Here is a 14,290-nt window from a genome sequence, read left to right on the forward strand (position 1 = left end):
CATTTATAAAACCTCCATTTTTTTATGCTTAAAGTGCGAAATTCGCTGTTTTTGTACCAAAACCAAAGCTCTTAACTAAAACCTTTGGTTTCTTATTTAGCTGTTTTTGTCGTCTAAATCCCACAGAATTTGGAAGACTTGCGTATAGCGTCTACACGCTGTTTGAATGCTTCTCAGCTGTGTTGATATTCAGCGTGGTGTTTGATGTGCTTTTAGCGTGGATTTGAGTTACTTTTTTAAATTAAAGCTAATACTTGTTTTTCGTATTCTTCTATAAAGGTTAAAAAAGAGCTGTTTGTTATTTCCATTTGCTCTGTATTTTCTCTAAAAGCATTAATGATATTTTTTTGAAAGTCTTGCCATTTAGCAGAATCTAAAATCTCTTCTTGCTTGCTGAGTTGTGGGAATGTGGCTCCAACCAAAATAATTATTTCATCATTAGTCAATCCCTTTAACCACTTTAATGTTTCTGCTTTAGTTGCGGATTCGTCAAACCAGTGTGCATATAAAAGCAACTGTTTGGTTTGATTGTCTTTTTTTTCCACAAAGCAATCTTTTACTAACATTTGTCTGATTAGATGGTTTTTTTCATTTAGCAGACACTTCTTCACTAACTCTCTAAAATGAACCTCGTCGCAAGGTGCCCCATTCCTTCGTGCAGAAGATAAATCGAATGTACGTGGTGGCAGGCTATCCCAACAGTAGCAAATCCCTTTAATAAACTCGTCCTCCAACTCTCTCTCACTATGTAAGTGATGCGTAATTGGCATACCCTCGTAGTCTATAAATTCAGTGAGTTTGGTAAATTTCATATTCAGTTCATATTATTCATTGTGTATTCATATGTTAACTAAGTATGAATGTCTCAGCAATTACATTTTTTATCCAAAGCTATATAACTACCCATTGCGTCCAATGCGTAGTTATATAAACCAAACGCAACTTCAGTCAGCGTTTAGTGCGTTATAGGGTATTTGAGTATTTTCAAAATCCCAACAACTTAAGTTTCCAATTTGCGTTTCTTTAGTACCGTAATGTAAAAGGTGTGATTGAGTGTTAGCTAACGGTTCTGTGATGTAGATGTTGTCTGATTGATGTGCCTTAATGTGCCAACAGTATGTCCATAATTCTTTTATGTCCTCTGTTGTGAGTATTTTTGGTATGTTGCCTAAATAGATGTTGTAGTGAAGTGTAAGTGTGGGTGATGCTTTATTAGTAGTGCCTTCAAGCGTAGGGATTAATAGTGGTTGATAAGTGAGTGGTTTACGTTTTGCTCCGTTTCCATAAAGTTCTTTATTAAAACAATTTCGTGCGTGTCGCAAATCTTTACCTAAATTTACCTTCATTTGCTCTATGTCATTTGGGAGCTTGTGATAAGGACGATAGTAACTATGGGCAACAACATAATGGGTTACGTGCTTTGCTTGCTTGTCTAAAAAACTACGGATGGTGTTTGCTGTTATTCGCATACGTTTATTTATGCGATACCAAATAAAACCAATATATTTTTAATGAATCGTTTGGTTTATGTAGGCAAATAGAGGTTGCCCATATCGTTTTTTTGGTACTAAATTAACTGTGCCCATTAACTTATAGGAGAACAATATGAGCACATTAAACAGTCTTAAATTAGTTGTTAGCAAAAAACATCAATCAGTCGCACCAATCGTTATGCGTCGCAATAAGTTATGTGCCAAGCTACACGAACAAATTGAACTTTGTGAAGCTCAAAAAACAGGTAATACCTTCGCACCAAAAAAACTAAAGAATTACACAAACAAGCAAACAGGCGAGCGTATGACTGTTGAGACAGTTAAGCGTGTGCGTGAATGGTTTTGGATAGGTGATACAGGAAAGATTAATTTGGCAATAAAGTATGGTGCTAAAACGCTACCCCTTAATAAAAAAGGTGCTAACGCAATTGAGCTTGCCAATGGTGATGAACTTATTGCGACGCTTAAATCGCTTAAGGTTGCCGTGTTGAATGGTGAGCTTGACGATGCCATCAACGATATGAGTTTGGCAACAAGACAAGCATTTGGCAAATAAATACTTGTATGAACAAGTATGTAGCAAGTGTGCGTGTTAAAGGACAATTAGTTAAAACGATGGTTTTTGCTGATAGTCAATTACACGCACGACTACTACTTCAATATCAATTTGGCTTTAACAATCTTGCGTCAACACCTACCCAAGTTAGTGAAGCTATTCAACCAATTAAACCCTTAACCCCACAGCAATCTCGTATAGATGGACTGAAGCGTCAAAAAGAAACAGTCACCAAACAACTAAAGGCTGAGCGAGATAGGCAGAAAATTGCTAAGGCACAAAAAAGCCTTAATACTGCTCTACACTCACAGTAGCATTACTACTAAGGTAATTTTTGTCTAAATTCCGTATCATCTACGCTATGGAACAGAAAGAAAGAATTATTAAGAAGTATGCGAGCAGAAGGTTATATGACACCTTTGACAGCGAATATATTGCTTTCAAAGAGCTTCAAAATCTTATTACTAATGGCATACCCCTCAAAATAATTGATGCCAAAACCAAAGAAGATGTGACTCACTCTGTAATTGTCAGTCTTGTCTTAGAAAATACAGACTTGCTTAGTCAATTCTCTGATGAATTTCTTAAAAATGTTATTAGTCTTTATGGAAAAGGGCAACAACAGCGAGAATTGTTTGGGGTATATTTTCAACAATCTTTGATGGTATTAATTAATACCCAAAGTAAATTCACTGACTCTGCAAATGTTGATGCTTTGGCTTATGTCACAGAGTTAGGTAAACAACATCAAAAGTTAAGTGAAAATTTTATGAATGAACTTTTGAAGCTTGGCAAACAAACTTAGTTTGGGTTTAGAGCGAGCACGAGCACCTAATGAACCATTGTGTCTTAAGTAAGTGTCCCACTTGTCTTGCTCCTCTTCTGCTTGCTTAATCTCTTCTTCAGTTCTTTCTCTGTAAAACCATTTTCTATAATCTTCAATATTTTCAGGTTGCCTACCTGCTTTTATTTCATACTCTTTATGAACCTCGTAACACTCCATAAAGAATTTTTCATCTTCCCCTTCAAATACATCAGCAAGGAAGTCTTTAGGCATTGGGTGCTCTTGCTCTGCCATACTTACATACCTCTTGGGCTACTTGGAAATAATGGACTCGTTGGAAATGTAGGTGCTGATGGTACATTCATTGGTGCTTGTTGAAATTGCTGTATGGGTTGTGGTGATTGTGCTGTCCCCACAGGCATTCCATTAGCGTTGGAATAGTAAGTAGTGTTGCCACTTTGCTGTGCTGTGCCTACAGGCATCCCATTGGCATTGGAGTAGTAGGTGGTGTTTCCACTTCTTTGTGCTGTGCCTAATGGCATCCCATTAGCATCTGAGTAGTAAGTAGTTTGAGCAATAGAGACTGTTGAAACCAATGTTAGCAACATAAAAATATATTTCATTACGCACTCCTTTAATGTATTGCCTTTTGTTTATCTTAGCCTAAGCCTTAGCAATAAGCTATTTGCTAATCTTTTTCTTTTCTCTATATGCATATTTGGCATCTACAACACTATCTGCTTGTATCAAAGCTCTACTTTCCTCACCACGCAATTGATGAATTGCTTTGATTGCCTCCAAATGACTGTAATGCTTTTCTAACATACCAATGCTTGTTCCCATTTGTTTAGCCAATGTATGTGGTGGGACTTTGTCGTGTGTCAACATTAGAGTTGCATAGGTATGACGCAGACTATATGGTTGACGCTTTTTGCCACTTACAGGGTGATATAAAAGATTGTGCTCTTCTAAGTAGGTATTGAATAACTTAACAAAACTCGTTGGTTTAATAAACTTAGGTTTCTTTCCTGCCTTCTTTTCATCGTCATTCAAAAACTCAACAAACCTAAATATGTAATCTTTTGGGTTTTCTTCAATGACTGTTGCCAAAGGCTTTTTGTAATTACGCTGAGCAATCCTGCCTAATGCCACAACTGTATCAGCCCTACCTATCGCCGTTCTCTTGCCAGTCTTACCTGTCTCAATTCTTATAAAAGCTAGTCTCTGTAAGTCCACTGCCTCTATGTCTTCGCCGTGTTGATTGTCTTCAGTGGGCACAGTTTTAGTTTTGCCAAGTGACTTAGGTTCATAGTTAAGCTGAATTTGAACCCACTTTAAGTCAAGCAACTCTTTGCCTGCTCTCGCACCCGTGTCTAATAAAACTTCCACATAATCTCTTAGCAACGCTCTTACAGGTTTAGCATCTGCCCTACCTCTATCAATCCACTTCTCAAAATTTCCTCGTAATGCCCTTATCTCTTCTTCAGTAAATTCATCTCGTCTTTCGCTTGCCTTACCTTTAGCAATCAAATTGGGCTTGCTACTGACTGTCATATAGCCTTTTTCAATTGCCAAATCAAAAACTCTGTTTAAGGCAGCGTTATGAGTGAGTAGAGTGCTTTTAGTGGGAGTTTTAAGCTCAGAGTCTTTCTTTCTCCCTTTTTTGGCATTCATCTTCTTAATGCGTTCAGCATTTAAATGCTCAAGTGCCTTGTAGTCAATGCTATCCACCTTGTATTTGCCCAAAATAGGGATAAGGTAGGTTTCTATTGCTGTTATGTAGTCTTTATAAATTACTTTCCCACTGCCACTATCAATTTCTGTCTGTAGCCTCTTTACAGCCGTTTTGGCAACGTCTCTAAAAAAACGAGTAATAGGGGTGATGTTGGACTTTTTTCTCCACTGTGCCTCGTTATAAAGCTCCTTAGCCCTATCTTTAGCCTTCTTTAAGTCTCGCTCACCTGTAGTCGTTCTCTGCCACACACCATCCACGCAATAGCGAGCTTGCCAAATGCTACTTCGCTCTCGCAAAGCAACTAATAGCTCACCTTCAATAATGCTATGAGTGGTTGATTTTCTTTCTGACATTTTTCCCTCTAACCCAAACAGCATATAGGGTTTAAAGTTTTGTGTCAAAAAGTGTGTAGTAGGTGTGTAGTGCAGAAAAGAGAAAAGGGCTAGGAGCTTATCGCCCGCTAACCCTTTTACTTACTGCATTTTTTGGTGGCGATTCAGGGATTCGAACCCCGGACCTGTGGATTATGATTCCATCGCTCTAACCAACTGAGCTAAATCGCCGAACGTCAGATTTTAGCTTATTTGATGCAAATGCTCAATGTGTCCACTTTGACCCCAAAGACCAAGGCCACTAAACGATCTTAATACTTAAATCCGGCAAATTATCGATAGTGCATCGAATGACATCACCACGAATCACTGGTCCCACATTCTCAGGGGTGCCAGAATAAATAATGTCGCCGGGAAACAATTCATTTGCCTCTGATAACTTAGCAATTTGCTCTGCTACCGACCAAATCATTTGATCTAAATTGGCCTTCTGTTTCACAACACCGTTTACAGAAAGTGAAATGGCGCCTTTAGTAAAGTGGCCAATCTGACTCACTCGGAAGATTGGTCCGATAGGGGCGGAGTGATCAAAGGACTTGCCAATTTCCCAAGGCTTTTTCTGATCACCCATAAAGCGCTGTAAATCACGGCGCGTCATGTCTAAACCTAAGGCGTAACCGAAAACATGCTCCAGCGCCTTCTCTACCGGAATATTCTTTCCACCCTTATTGAGGGCTGCAACCAACTCAACCTCGTAGTGATAATTTTTAGTAAGCGATGGATAGGGATGATCCACTAGCTTATTTGGCGCTACAAACTGAATGGCATCTGTTGGCTTCTGAAAAAAGAACGGCGGCTCTCGAGTAGGATCAGATCCCATCTCACGTGCATGGGCTGCGTAGTTTCTACCAATACAGTAAACACGGCGCACTGGAAATTCAGCATCACTGCCAGCAATCGGTATGAGCGTTTGCGCAACTACAAAAGGAGTCTGGATTAAGTCACCCGACTTATGAGCCTGAGCGCCAGAAACCAATCCTACCGAAGAGAGTGATGCAACACCGAACTTAATCGCATTACGTCGACTGAGAAGATCGTTTTCTTGATTTGACATGCCCAGCTCCTTTAAAAAGATAGGCCATCGTAATCCCATTACAAAATAATTACATCAGGAAAACCCCTCGCCCCCATCCTACCCAGCGAATGCTATCTGGCTAGTCAGCGCCCAAAGAATTGCTAAGATTAATAATCTATACAGAGGCATCATTTACTTTCTGAGTTCATTTCATCTTATAAACCAAATTCACTTATGCGACTTCTCTCCATATCCTCGGGCAAAGTAATGCCGCTCTTTGGGTCTCATCACCCAAATTACTCTACCGTAGCCTCAGCTATCGAAAAGAAATCAGTCAGTAATCTTGCCTCCCCTACCTCCATAGAAATAACTCGCCTTGGTATTGCGGGCGATGAGCAAGCCGATCTATCAGTGCATGGTGGTCTTGAAAAAGCGATTTACGTCTATCCAATCGAGCACTATGCTTTTTGGAATGAGTTACTTTCCCGGGAAACTAAAAAATCCGTCAATCTTCCCTTGGGTGCTTTGGGTGAAAACTTCACGATTGAAGGCTTACTAGAGACTGAGGTATTTGTTGGGGATCAAATGCAAATTGGTGCTCTTCAATTTACCGTAGTCAAGCTACGCGAACCCTGCTTTAAGTTCAACGCCAAGATGAAATACAAGGGTGCAGCCAAAGCGATGTTGCAATCAGGTTTTAGCGGATGGTATCTACGCGTCAATCAAACTGGAGCACTCGCAGCAGGCGATGCAATTACAGTGGTGCCGGGTCAAAGACTGACGTCGATTGCGGATCAGAATCACGCCCTCTTTAATCGGGGCAATCAAAAAGATCTTTGGGATTAATCGCTGTGAATTATTTTAGGTAATAAAAAACCCGACCACTCTGTGGTCGGGTTTAGTTTTTGAAACAGACTAGTAAAGCTTAGTCTTTAGCGTAAATATCTACGTCTTTAGTTTCTTTAATAAACAGTGTGCCGATTACCAATGTCACCGTAGCGATGATGATTGGGTACCAGAGACCGTAGTAAATATTACCGTTTTGCGCTACCAAGGCAAAGGCGATTGTTGGCATCAAGCCACCGAACCAACCGTTACCAATATGGTATGGCAAGGACATAGAGGTGTAACGAATGCGGGTTGGGAACATCTCAACCAACATCGCAGCAATTGGGCCATAAACCATGGTTACCAAGAGCACCAAAATTACCAAGATACCAAGAATCGCCGCATGGTTGATAGCAGCAGGGTCAGCCTTTGCAGGATAACCAGCAGCATTCAATGCATCACGAATGGCTTTCTTGAACTCAGCATCCTTTGCTTTCGCATCAGCTGGAGCCAGACCCTTAGCGGTGTAGCCTTGAATCTCTGTATCGCCAATCTTCACAACAGCAACACCACCGGCTGGGCCAGCAATTGTTGTGTAACTTGCAGAGTTAGAAGCCATCACCTGTTTTGCAATGTCGCAAGAGCTAGTGAACTTAACAGTACCTGTTGGATTGAACTGGAAAGTACATTCGTTCAAATCAGCAGTAATACTGGCTGGTGCAGTCGCCATTGCCTTTTCTAACGCTGGGTTAGCAAAGTGGGTTAAGCCGTTAAACAAGGAAACTGGTGTGTTCGGGATGTACAGAATGATCGCGAGCAATAAACCACTCATGATGATGACCTTACGGCCAATCTTATCTGACAAAGTACCGAAGATCACGAAGAATGGTGTGCCAATTACCAATGAAGCGGCAATCAACAAGTTCGCAGTCTTAGGATCTACCTTCAACACTTGAGTGAGGTAGAACAAAGCATAGAACTGACCTGTATACCAAACCACCGCTTGACCTGCAACCAGACCAAACAATGCCAAGATCACAATCTTCAAGTTCTTCCATTGAGCGAATGACTCTGTCAATGGTGCTTTAGAGAGTTTGCCCTCTTCTTTCATCTTCTTGAAAGCTGGGGATTCGTTCATCGATAAACGGATGTAAACAGAAACGGCCAACAACAAAATTGAGAGAAGGAATGGAACACGCCAGCCCCAAACATCGAAGTCTGGACCAGTCAGTTCACGTGTGAACAAAATCACGAGCAGGGACAAGAACAAACCTAATGTAGCTGTAGTTTGAATCCAAGCTGTGTATGCACCACGCTTACCGTGAGGAGCATGCTCCGCCACATAAGTAGCAGCACCACCGTACTCACCACCCAAAGCCAAACCTTGAAGCATACGCAATGCGATCAAGATCACTGGGGCAGCAACACCGATAGTTGCATAGTTAGGCAGTAAACCCACGATAAAGGTTGCACCACCCATGAGCATGATCGTTACCAAGAAGGTGTACTTACGACCAATCAAGTCACCTAAGCGACCGAATACCAAAGCGCCGAATGGGCGAACGATAAAGCCGGCAGCAAACGCAAGTAAAGCAAAAATGAAGGCAGAACCTGCATCTAAGCCTGAGAAAAACTGCTTAGCCATAACCGCGGCCAATGAACCATAAAGATAAAAGTCGTACCACTCAAAAACCGTACCTAAAGAGGAAGCAAAAATAACTTTGCGTTCTTCAGCGGTCATTGGGGCTGCTTTAGTTGATGTTGACATCAGTAGCTCCTAACTATTTTTATTAAATAAAAAACAACTAGGCGATTATGCTTTGAAAAAAATCAAAGAAATCCACTACTTAGGGTAATTCCCCATCAAATTAGATCGGGGTTTTCCCCATAAATGTGGATTTGTTGCAACGCATTCGATGCATTCTCTAAGGAGGCGTTTGCACCAAGGTATTGCAAGCCGCCCAATTTAGGTGCAAATATCAATGAGCGCCCAAAGGTATCCCGATTTAATGGCATGAGCGGTCAGTATTTGGCAGCGCACTAAAAAGATAACTAATTAAGGAGCTATACAAATGAAAAGACGTGACTTTTTAAGCAAAACTGCATTGGGCGCAGCTGCTGGTGTACTAGCAGCTCCTGCAATAGCGCAGTCCATGCCTGAAGTGAAATGGCGCTGTGCCTCTAGCTTTCCAAAAAGCTTAGATACGATTTACGGTGGTGGCGAATACATTTCCAAGCGCGTTGCCGCACTGACTGATGGTAAGTTCCAGATCCGTATTTTTGGTGCCGGTGAGATTGTTCCCGCATTTGGTACGGTAGATGCGGTTCAGCAAGGTACTGTTGAGTGCACTCATACGGCTGGCTATTACTTCGTTGGAAAAAATAAAACCTTTGCGTTTGATACCACCGTGCCTTTCGGCATGAACCAACGTCAGCAAAATGCCTGGATGTATTGGGGTGGAGGCTTGAAGCTCCAACGTGAATTCTTGCGTGATTACAACATCGTCTCTTTCCCAGCAGGAAATACCGGGACACAAATGGGCGGCTGGTTCAAGAAACCCGTCAAAACAGTTGCTGACCTCAAAGGCCTAAAAATGCGTATTGCAGGCTTAGGTGGTGAAGTGATGTCACGTCTAGGCGCGATCCCCCAGCAAATCGCTGGCGGAGATATTTACCCTGCTTTAGAAAAAGGTGTTATCGATGCGGCTGAGTGGGTTGGTCCGTATGACGATGAGAAATTAGGCTTTTACAAAATTGCACCTTACTACTACTACCCAGGATGGTGGGAAGCTTGCTCAATGTATTCCATGTACGTCAACATCAAGGAATGGGAAAAATTGCCTAAGCAATATCAAGAGGCATTTTCCTCGGCATGTGCAGAATGCAATATCGACATGATGGCTGAATACGATTACAAAAATCCGATTGCCCTGCAAAGCCTGATTAAGAATGGAGTCAAGCTCCAGTCTTACTCAACTGAGATCATGAAAGCAGCCTCTACCGCTGCGTTCGAGATGTATGAAGAAGAGGCCGCCAAGAATCCATCATTCAAGAAAATTTATGAGCCATGGAAGAAGTTCCGTAACGACCAAATGCTGTGGAACAAGGTTGCGGAGCAAACACTCATGAGCTTCATGCTAAGCAACCCAGTCAAATAAGAACCAACCGATAAGTTGATATGCCAAAACAATTATTAGTTTTTTCAAGTTTCGTTGATCGCCTTAATGACCGTTTTGGTGTCTTTGCGAGTTGGTTGGTATTAATTGCCGTACTGATCAGCACTGCAAATGCGCTGATCCGGTACGGCTTTAATGTCAGTTCGAATGGCTGGCTAGAAGCGCAGTGGTATTTGTTTGCTGGAATGGTGATGTTTGGTGCCGCCACTACGTTTCGATTAAATGAACATGTTCGGGTAGATGTGCTCTATGCGCTCTACCCCAACAGAGTTCGTCTTTGGTTAGATTTTTGGGGAGGAATTGTCTTCTTCCTGCCGGTGACCGTCATCATTGGCTACTACTCGTGGGAATTTTTCATCACATCTATTATTCAAAATGAAACCTCAAGCAATCCTGGTGGCCTGATTCGCTGGCCAGTCCGAGGTGCCATTACTCTGGGCTTCTTTTTGCTGACCCTTCAGGGTCTCTCTGAAATTATCAAACGATACGCAGCCATTATTGGTGTGATCAAAATCGATCCTAAGTACGAAAGACCTTTGCAATGATTAGTCATGATCTGATGGCCCCCATTATGTTTGGGGGCTTAATTATATTTTTATTGATTGGGTATCCAGCAGCTTTTTCACTTGGCGCTGTTGGCTTGTTCTTTGCCTTTATCGGTATTGAGATGGGCATGTTCCAGCCCACCTTTTTGCAAGCACTGCCAGATAGGGTCTTTGGAATTCTTTCAAATGATCTATTGCTCTCGATCCCTTTCTTCACCTTCATGGGAGCCATTCTTGAAAAGTGTGGCTTAGCAGAAGATATGCTCGAGGGCTTGGGACAATTATTTGGTCCGATCCGTGGCGGTCTTGCATATGCAGTGATCATTGTTGGCGCAATTTTGGGCGCTATTACTGGCACAGTAGCAGCGTCTGTCATTGCTATGGGATTAATCTCATTGCCAGTGATGTTGCGTTACGGCTATAACCCACGAGTAGCAACTGGCGTGATCGCAGCCTCTGGCACGATTACCCAATTGATTCCTCCATCATTGGTATTGATCGTGCTGGCAGATCAATTAGGTAAGTCTGTTGGTGATATGTATGCCGGTGCTATTGGACCATCCATTATTCAGGTATCTCTTTTTTGTCTATTTATCTTCTTTTTGTCGATCTTTAGACCGCAGGATGTACCAGCACTGCCTCCGGAGGCTCGTCCAAAAATTGACTGGAAGTTACTCAAAAAAATCCTTTGGGGTATTGTTCCGTCGATTGCACTTATCTTCTTGGTTTTAGGAACGATTCTGATGGGCCTTGCAACACCTACTGAAGGTGGTGCAATGGGTTCAGTTGGCGCTTTAGTGCTAGCGGCTATGAATAAGCGTCTGCAAAAGGCACTGGTTTGGGAAGCCATGACCTCCACTATGCGCATCAATGCCATGGTGATCTTTATTTTGATTGGCTCAACTGTATTTGGCTTAACTTTTAGAGGGGTGGATGGAGATCTATGGATTGAAGAACTTCTTTCAGGACTTCCAGGCGGGCAAGTAGGCTTCTTGATTGCGGTGAACTTATTTGTATTCTTCTTGGCCTTCTTCCTTGATTACTTTGAGATTGCCTTCATCATCATCCCTTTATTGGCACCAGTTGCCGAAAAGCTTGGCATTGATCTGATTTGGTTCGGCGTTCTACTGGGCGCTAATATGCAAACTTCGTTCATGCATCCGCCATTTGGTTTTGCATTGTTCTATTTGCGTGGGGTTGCACCCAAATCTCTCAAAAGTTCGGATATCTACTATGGGGCGCTACCTTGGGTTGGCTTACAACTCATATTGGTTGCCATCATTATTTTTATCCCAGAAACTGTGACCTATTTTGTTGATAAACCTGCTGCTGTCTTTGATGCTAGCGGTCCATCGGTTGATCCATTAGCTGGTGTAGAGCAAAATGAGATTACGGTAGACTCCAGCTCTGACATTGAACGTCAGCTACGAGAAAATAAATAACAATACATATTGAGACAGCAGTCAAAGGGATTTGGTAATGCAACAAAAATGGGGAATTCGTGGGATGGCGGTAGCGCCACACTCACTAGCATCTGAATCAGCATTAGCGGTACTACGTGAAGGTGGTAATGCATTAGAGGCAATGATTGCAGCAGCAGCAACCATTGCCGTTGTTTACCCCCACATGAACTCCATTGGTGGTGACTCTTTCTGGGTGGTTCATTCTCCCGGTAAAGCTATGGGTGGTATTGATGCTTGCGGTGCGGCTGCTGGCCTAGCGACTAAACAGTGGTACGCAGAGCGTGGAATCACCAAGGCCATTCCTTTTAGAGGTGCCATTGCAGCCAATACAGTTGCAGGCACCATCTCTGGATGGGGCGCCGCTCAGAAACTGTCACAACAAGGTTTAGGTGGAAGACTTCCACTCTCCCGCTTGCTGGCAGATGCTATTTACTATGCTGAAGCTGGAGTCCCGGTCACTCACAGTCAGTCGAGTTTGACCGAGAAAAAGAGGGTGGAGTTAAGTCCCATTCCCGGATTTGCAGAAACATTTTTAGTAGACAGTAAGGCCCCTGAAGTGGGTAGCATCTTTAAACAAGAACGTCTTGCAAGAACCTTGCGCCAAATTTCTCGTAAAGGCACAGAAGATTACTATCGCGGCGATTTAGCTGAATTACTCGCAAAAGAGCTTACAGAGATTGGTAGCCCTCTCAGACTATCTGACCTTCATCGCCATCAAGCGAAACTGATTGACCCGCTCGAGCTCCAGCACAGTACAGGCAATGTATACAACATGACGCCGCCAACACAAGGCGTTGTGTCTTTAATGATCATTGGCATCTTGGATCAACTCAATCTCAAACGCTTTAAAGTCGATAGCGCGGAATATGTTCATCACTGCGTTGAGGCTACCAAACAGGCGTTTAAGGTACGCGATCAATTTGTCACTGATCCAGCGTATATGACAAAAAATGCGCAGTCTTTCTTAGCTCCTGCATTCTTAAAGAAATTAGCAAAAAATATTGATCCTGAAAAAGCCTTGCCCTGGGGTCAAGGTAAAGGACCTGCCGATACGATTTGGATGGGCGTGGTTGATGGCAATGGAAATTGCGTTTCTTTCATTCAAAGTATTTATCACGAGTTTGGTGCTGGCATCGTATTGCCCAAGTCTGGTGTGAACTGGCAGAACCGCGGATGCAGCTTCTCGCTGGATCCAAAAACACTCAATCACCTTGAACCCTATCGCAAACCATTCCATACATTGAACCCAGCCATGGCTTTATTTAAGGATGGTCGGTCGATGGTCTACGGCACCATGGGTGGTGATGGTCAACCACAAACACAATGCGCCGTCTTTACTCGCACCGCGACGTATGGACTTGATCCACAAGATGCGATCAGCCGTCCACGTTGGTTGCTCGGCAGAACCTGGGGGCAAACTAGCGACAGCTTAAAATTAGAATCGCGCTTTAGTCCATGGGTTGCTAAAGAGCTACATGCCCTAGGACACGAGATTGAAATGCTCGATGCTTTTGATGAAAGCGTTGGCCATGCTGGCTGCATTATTCGCGACCCATCCGGCACGCTGCATGGCGGTTGGGATCCCCGCAGTGATGGCGCCGTTAGCGCGTTTTAGTAATAAATAATTTGGGTACGCGCAGATCCCAGTAGATGGCAGCTGCGCGTAATCCAAAAATAGCCAGCATGCACATCACCGATCCCTCGAGCGTGTACGCTGGGAGGAAATTCAAAATCAGAACATAGATGCAGCAACCCAAAGTGACCGGGATTGCATACAGCTCATGTGACATCAATAAAGTTTTTCTGCCGGCCAAAATATCGCGTAACAAGCCGCCACCGACAGCGGTCACTACGCCCAAGATGACTGGTGCTGCTGGCAATCCGAATTCTAAGTTCCAGGCTTTATCTACCCCCTGAATGCCAAACAAAGCTGCGCCCAGACCGTCGATGTAGAGCATCCAGCGATAAATCTGAGGCTGCGTAAAAAAAGATTCCGCTACAAAAGTCACGACGCACGAGCCCAAGGCTACCCAGATATAAATTTGCGCAATCGACCAAAATGCGGGGACATCCAAAATAATGTCACGCAGAGTTCCGCCACCAATGGCAGTAATCACACCTAGTACCATGACGCCAAAAAGATCGACACCCCGATCAGCAATAGCGAGTACACCAGTGACTGCAAAAGCAACCGTGGCAATGATGCCAATCCAGAAATTAATTTGATCCATACTGACTAGTCTAAATCACCAACACCAATCTCTGAATCAAGCCCTTTATATACTGAGGGTAATGCCATTAAG

Annotated in this window: 16 protein-coding genes and 1 tRNA gene; 8 read left to right on the forward strand and 9 right to left on the reverse strand. The window is 43.0% G+C overall.

Features of this window, described 5'->3' with window-relative positions; all coding sequences use genetic code 11:
* Positions 1 to 236: 236 nt before the first annotated feature.
* Together C2758_RS09435 and C2758_RS09440 are read right to left on the reverse strand one after the other, a co-directional pair.
* Positions 237 to 812 carry a hypothetical protein gene (locus C2758_RS09435; RefSeq protein ID WP_215327998.1) on the reverse strand — a complete coding sequence of 192 codons (576 nt, stop codon included), beginning with the start codon at positions 810 to 812 and terminating at the stop codon, positions 237 to 239.
* Between the two features lie 132 nt (positions 813 to 944).
* Entirely contained in the window at positions 945 to 1,469 is a 525-nt protein-coding gene (locus tag C2758_RS09440; RefSeq protein ID WP_215327999.1) for a hypothetical protein, read from the reverse strand.
* Between the two features lie 136 nt (positions 1,470 to 1,605).
* On the opposite strand from C2758_RS09440, the gene C2758_RS09445 reads away from it, so the two are divergent.
* Genes C2758_RS09445 through C2758_RS09455 form a run of 3 tightly spaced genes read left to right on the forward strand, consistent with a single transcriptional unit; the run spans position 1,606 to position 2,854 of the window.
* Entirely contained in the window at positions 1,606 to 2,049 is a 444-nt protein-coding gene (locus C2758_RS09445) for a DUF6641 family protein (protein WP_215328001.1), read from the forward strand.
* An 8-nt stretch (positions 2,050 to 2,057) separates the two neighbouring features.
* Positions 2,058 to 2,363: a hypothetical protein gene (locus tag C2758_RS09450; RefSeq protein ID WP_215328002.1), complete on the forward strand. Its 306-nt coding sequence runs from the start codon at positions 2,058 to 2,060 to the stop codon at positions 2,361 to 2,363.
* Between the two features lie 47 nt (positions 2,364 to 2,410).
* Complete coding sequence (locus tag C2758_RS09455; RefSeq protein WP_215328003.1) at positions 2,411 to 2,854, forward strand: polyhydroxyalkanoate synthesis regulator DNA-binding domain-containing protein; 444 nt, start codon at positions 2,411 to 2,413, stop codon at positions 2,852 to 2,854.
* Here the strand turns inward: C2758_RS09455 and C2758_RS09460 are convergent.
* The 5 genes from C2758_RS09460 to C2758_RS09480 all read right to left on the reverse strand — a co-directional run bounded on the left by C2758_RS09460 (position 2,804) and on the right by C2758_RS09480 (position 6,014).
* Complete coding sequence (locus tag C2758_RS09460; protein WP_215328004.1) at positions 2,804 to 3,127, reverse strand: hypothetical protein; 324 nt, start codon at positions 3,125 to 3,127, stop codon at positions 2,804 to 2,806. The two genes, C2758_RS09455 and C2758_RS09460, sit on opposite strands and share 51 nt — an antisense overlap.
* A 2-nt stretch (positions 3,128 to 3,129) precedes the next feature.
* Positions 3,130 to 3,456 (reverse strand): hypothetical protein, encoded by a 327-nt coding sequence (locus C2758_RS09465; RefSeq protein WP_215328005.1) that lies wholly within the window; start codon positions 3,454 to 3,456, stop codon positions 3,130 to 3,132.
* A 58-nt stretch (positions 3,457 to 3,514) separates the two neighbouring features.
* Complete coding sequence (locus C2758_RS09470; RefSeq protein ID WP_215328006.1) at positions 3,515 to 4,921, reverse strand: tyrosine-type recombinase/integrase; 1,407 nt, start codon at positions 4,919 to 4,921, stop codon at positions 3,515 to 3,517.
* A gap of 133 nt (positions 4,922 to 5,054) precedes the next feature.
* A tRNA-Met gene (locus C2758_RS09475) sits at positions 5,055 to 5,131 on the reverse strand.
* 70 nt (positions 5,132 to 5,201) lie between these two features.
* Positions 5,202 to 6,014: a fumarylacetoacetate hydrolase family protein gene (locus C2758_RS09480; protein ID WP_215328007.1), complete on the reverse strand. Its 813-nt coding sequence runs from the start codon at positions 6,012 to 6,014 to the stop codon at positions 5,202 to 5,204.
* 195 nt (positions 6,015 to 6,209) lie between these two features.
* Between C2758_RS09480 and C2758_RS09485 the strand changes: the two genes are divergently transcribed.
* A complete protein-coding gene (locus C2758_RS09485) occupies positions 6,210 to 6,821 on the forward strand; it encodes an MOSC domain-containing protein (RefSeq protein WP_215328008.1) in 612 nt (203 codons plus the stop codon).
* A gap of 79 nt (positions 6,822 to 6,900) precedes the next feature.
* On the opposite strand, the gene C2758_RS09490 is transcribed toward C2758_RS09485, so the two are convergent.
* Positions 6,901 to 8,571, reverse strand: a complete 1,671-nt coding sequence (locus tag C2758_RS09490; RefSeq protein WP_215328010.1) for an MFS transporter — start codon at positions 8,569 to 8,571, stop codon at positions 6,901 to 6,903.
* 304 nt (positions 8,572 to 8,875) lie between these two features.
* Between C2758_RS09490 and C2758_RS09495 the strand changes: the two genes are divergently transcribed.
* From C2758_RS09495 to C2758_RS09510, 4 genes are read left to right on the forward strand one after another with little or no spacing between them, the layout of a single operon-like run.
* The gene (locus tag C2758_RS09495) at positions 8,876 to 9,961 is read left to right on the forward strand and encodes a TRAP transporter substrate-binding protein (RefSeq protein WP_215328012.1); all 1,086 of its coding nucleotides are present in this window, start codon (positions 8,876 to 8,878) and stop codon (positions 9,959 to 9,961) included.
* A 20-nt stretch (positions 9,962 to 9,981) separates the two neighbouring features.
* The gene (locus tag C2758_RS09500) at positions 9,982 to 10,524 is read left to right on the forward strand and encodes a TRAP transporter small permease subunit (RefSeq protein ID WP_215328013.1); all 543 of its coding nucleotides are present in this window, start codon (positions 9,982 to 9,984) and stop codon (positions 10,522 to 10,524) included.
* Positions 10,521 to 11,966, forward strand: coding sequence for a TRAP transporter large permease subunit (locus C2758_RS09505; RefSeq protein WP_215328016.1), 1,446 nt, complete (start codon positions 10,521 to 10,523; stop codon positions 11,964 to 11,966). Before C2758_RS09500 ends, C2758_RS09505 begins: the two co-directional genes overlap by 4 nt.
* 37 nt (positions 11,967 to 12,003) lie before the next feature.
* Positions 12,004 to 13,602: a gamma-glutamyltransferase family protein gene (locus C2758_RS09510; protein ID WP_215328017.1), complete on the forward strand. Its 1,599-nt coding sequence runs from the start codon at positions 12,004 to 12,006 to the stop codon at positions 13,600 to 13,602.
* Here the strand turns inward: C2758_RS09510 and C2758_RS09515 are convergent.
* Positions 13,589 to 14,218 (reverse strand): trimeric intracellular cation channel family protein, encoded by a 630-nt coding sequence (locus C2758_RS09515; protein WP_215328018.1) that lies wholly within the window; start codon positions 14,216 to 14,218, stop codon positions 13,589 to 13,591. The genes C2758_RS09510 and C2758_RS09515 overlap by 14 nt on opposite strands.
* Positions 14,219 to 14,290: the final 72 nt, after the last annotated feature.

The sequence above is a fragment of the Polynucleobacter sp. AP-Sving-400A-A2 genome (genome assembly GCF_018688155.1).
Classification (GTDB): Bacteria; Pseudomonadota; Gammaproteobacteria; order Burkholderiales; family Burkholderiaceae; genus Polynucleobacter.

Coding starts and splice junctions, on each gene's coding strand:
- C2758_RS09490 (WP_215328010.1), bottom strand. CDS start 8,571: ATGTCAACATCAACTAAAGCAGCCCCAATGACCGCTGAAGAACGCAAA.
- C2758_RS09455 (WP_215328003.1), top strand. CDS start 2,411: ATGGAACAGAAAGAAAGAATTATTAAGAAGTATGCGAGCAGAAGGTTA.
- C2758_RS09505 (WP_215328016.1), top strand. CDS start 10,521: ATGATTAGTCATGATCTGATGGCCCCCATTATGTTTGGGGGCTTAATT.
- C2758_RS09500 (WP_215328013.1), top strand. CDS start 9,982: ATGCCAAAACAATTATTAGTTTTTTCAAGTTTCGTTGATCGCCTTAAT.
- C2758_RS09445 (WP_215328001.1), top strand. CDS start 1,606: ATGAGCACATTAAACAGTCTTAAATTAGTTGTTAGCAAAAAACATCAA.
- C2758_RS09460 (WP_215328004.1), bottom strand. CDS start 3,127: ATGGCAGAGCAAGAGCACCCAATGCCTAAAGACTTCCTTGCTGATGTA.
- C2758_RS09510 (WP_215328017.1), top strand. CDS start 12,004: ATGCAACAAAAATGGGGAATTCGTGGGATGGCGGTAGCGCCACACTCA.
- C2758_RS09480 (WP_215328007.1), bottom strand. CDS start 6,014: ATGTCAAATCAAGAAAACGATCTTCTCAGTCGACGTAATGCGATTAAG.
- C2758_RS09435 (WP_215327998.1), bottom strand. CDS start 812: ATGAAATTTACCAAACTCACTGAATTTATAGACTACGAGGGTATGCCA.
- C2758_RS09465 (WP_215328005.1), bottom strand. CDS start 3,456: ATGAAATATATTTTTATGTTGCTAACATTGGTTTCAACAGTCTCTATT.
- C2758_RS09495 (WP_215328012.1), top strand. CDS start 8,876: ATGAAAAGACGTGACTTTTTAAGCAAAACTGCATTGGGCGCAGCTGCT.
- C2758_RS09515 (WP_215328018.1), bottom strand. CDS start 14,218: ATGGATCAAATTAATTTCTGGATTGGCATCATTGCCACGGTTGCTTTT.
- C2758_RS09450 (WP_215328002.1), top strand. CDS start 2,058: ATGAACAAGTATGTAGCAAGTGTGCGTGTTAAAGGACAATTAGTTAAA.
- C2758_RS09440 (WP_215327999.1), bottom strand. CDS start 1,469: ATGCGAATAACAGCAAACACCATCCGTAGTTTTTTAGACAAGCAAGCA.
- C2758_RS09470 (WP_215328006.1), bottom strand. CDS start 4,921: ATGTCAGAAAGAAAATCAACCACTCATAGCATTATTGAAGGTGAGCTA.
- C2758_RS09485 (WP_215328008.1), top strand. CDS start 6,210: ATGCGACTTCTCTCCATATCCTCGGGCAAAGTAATGCCGCTCTTTGGG.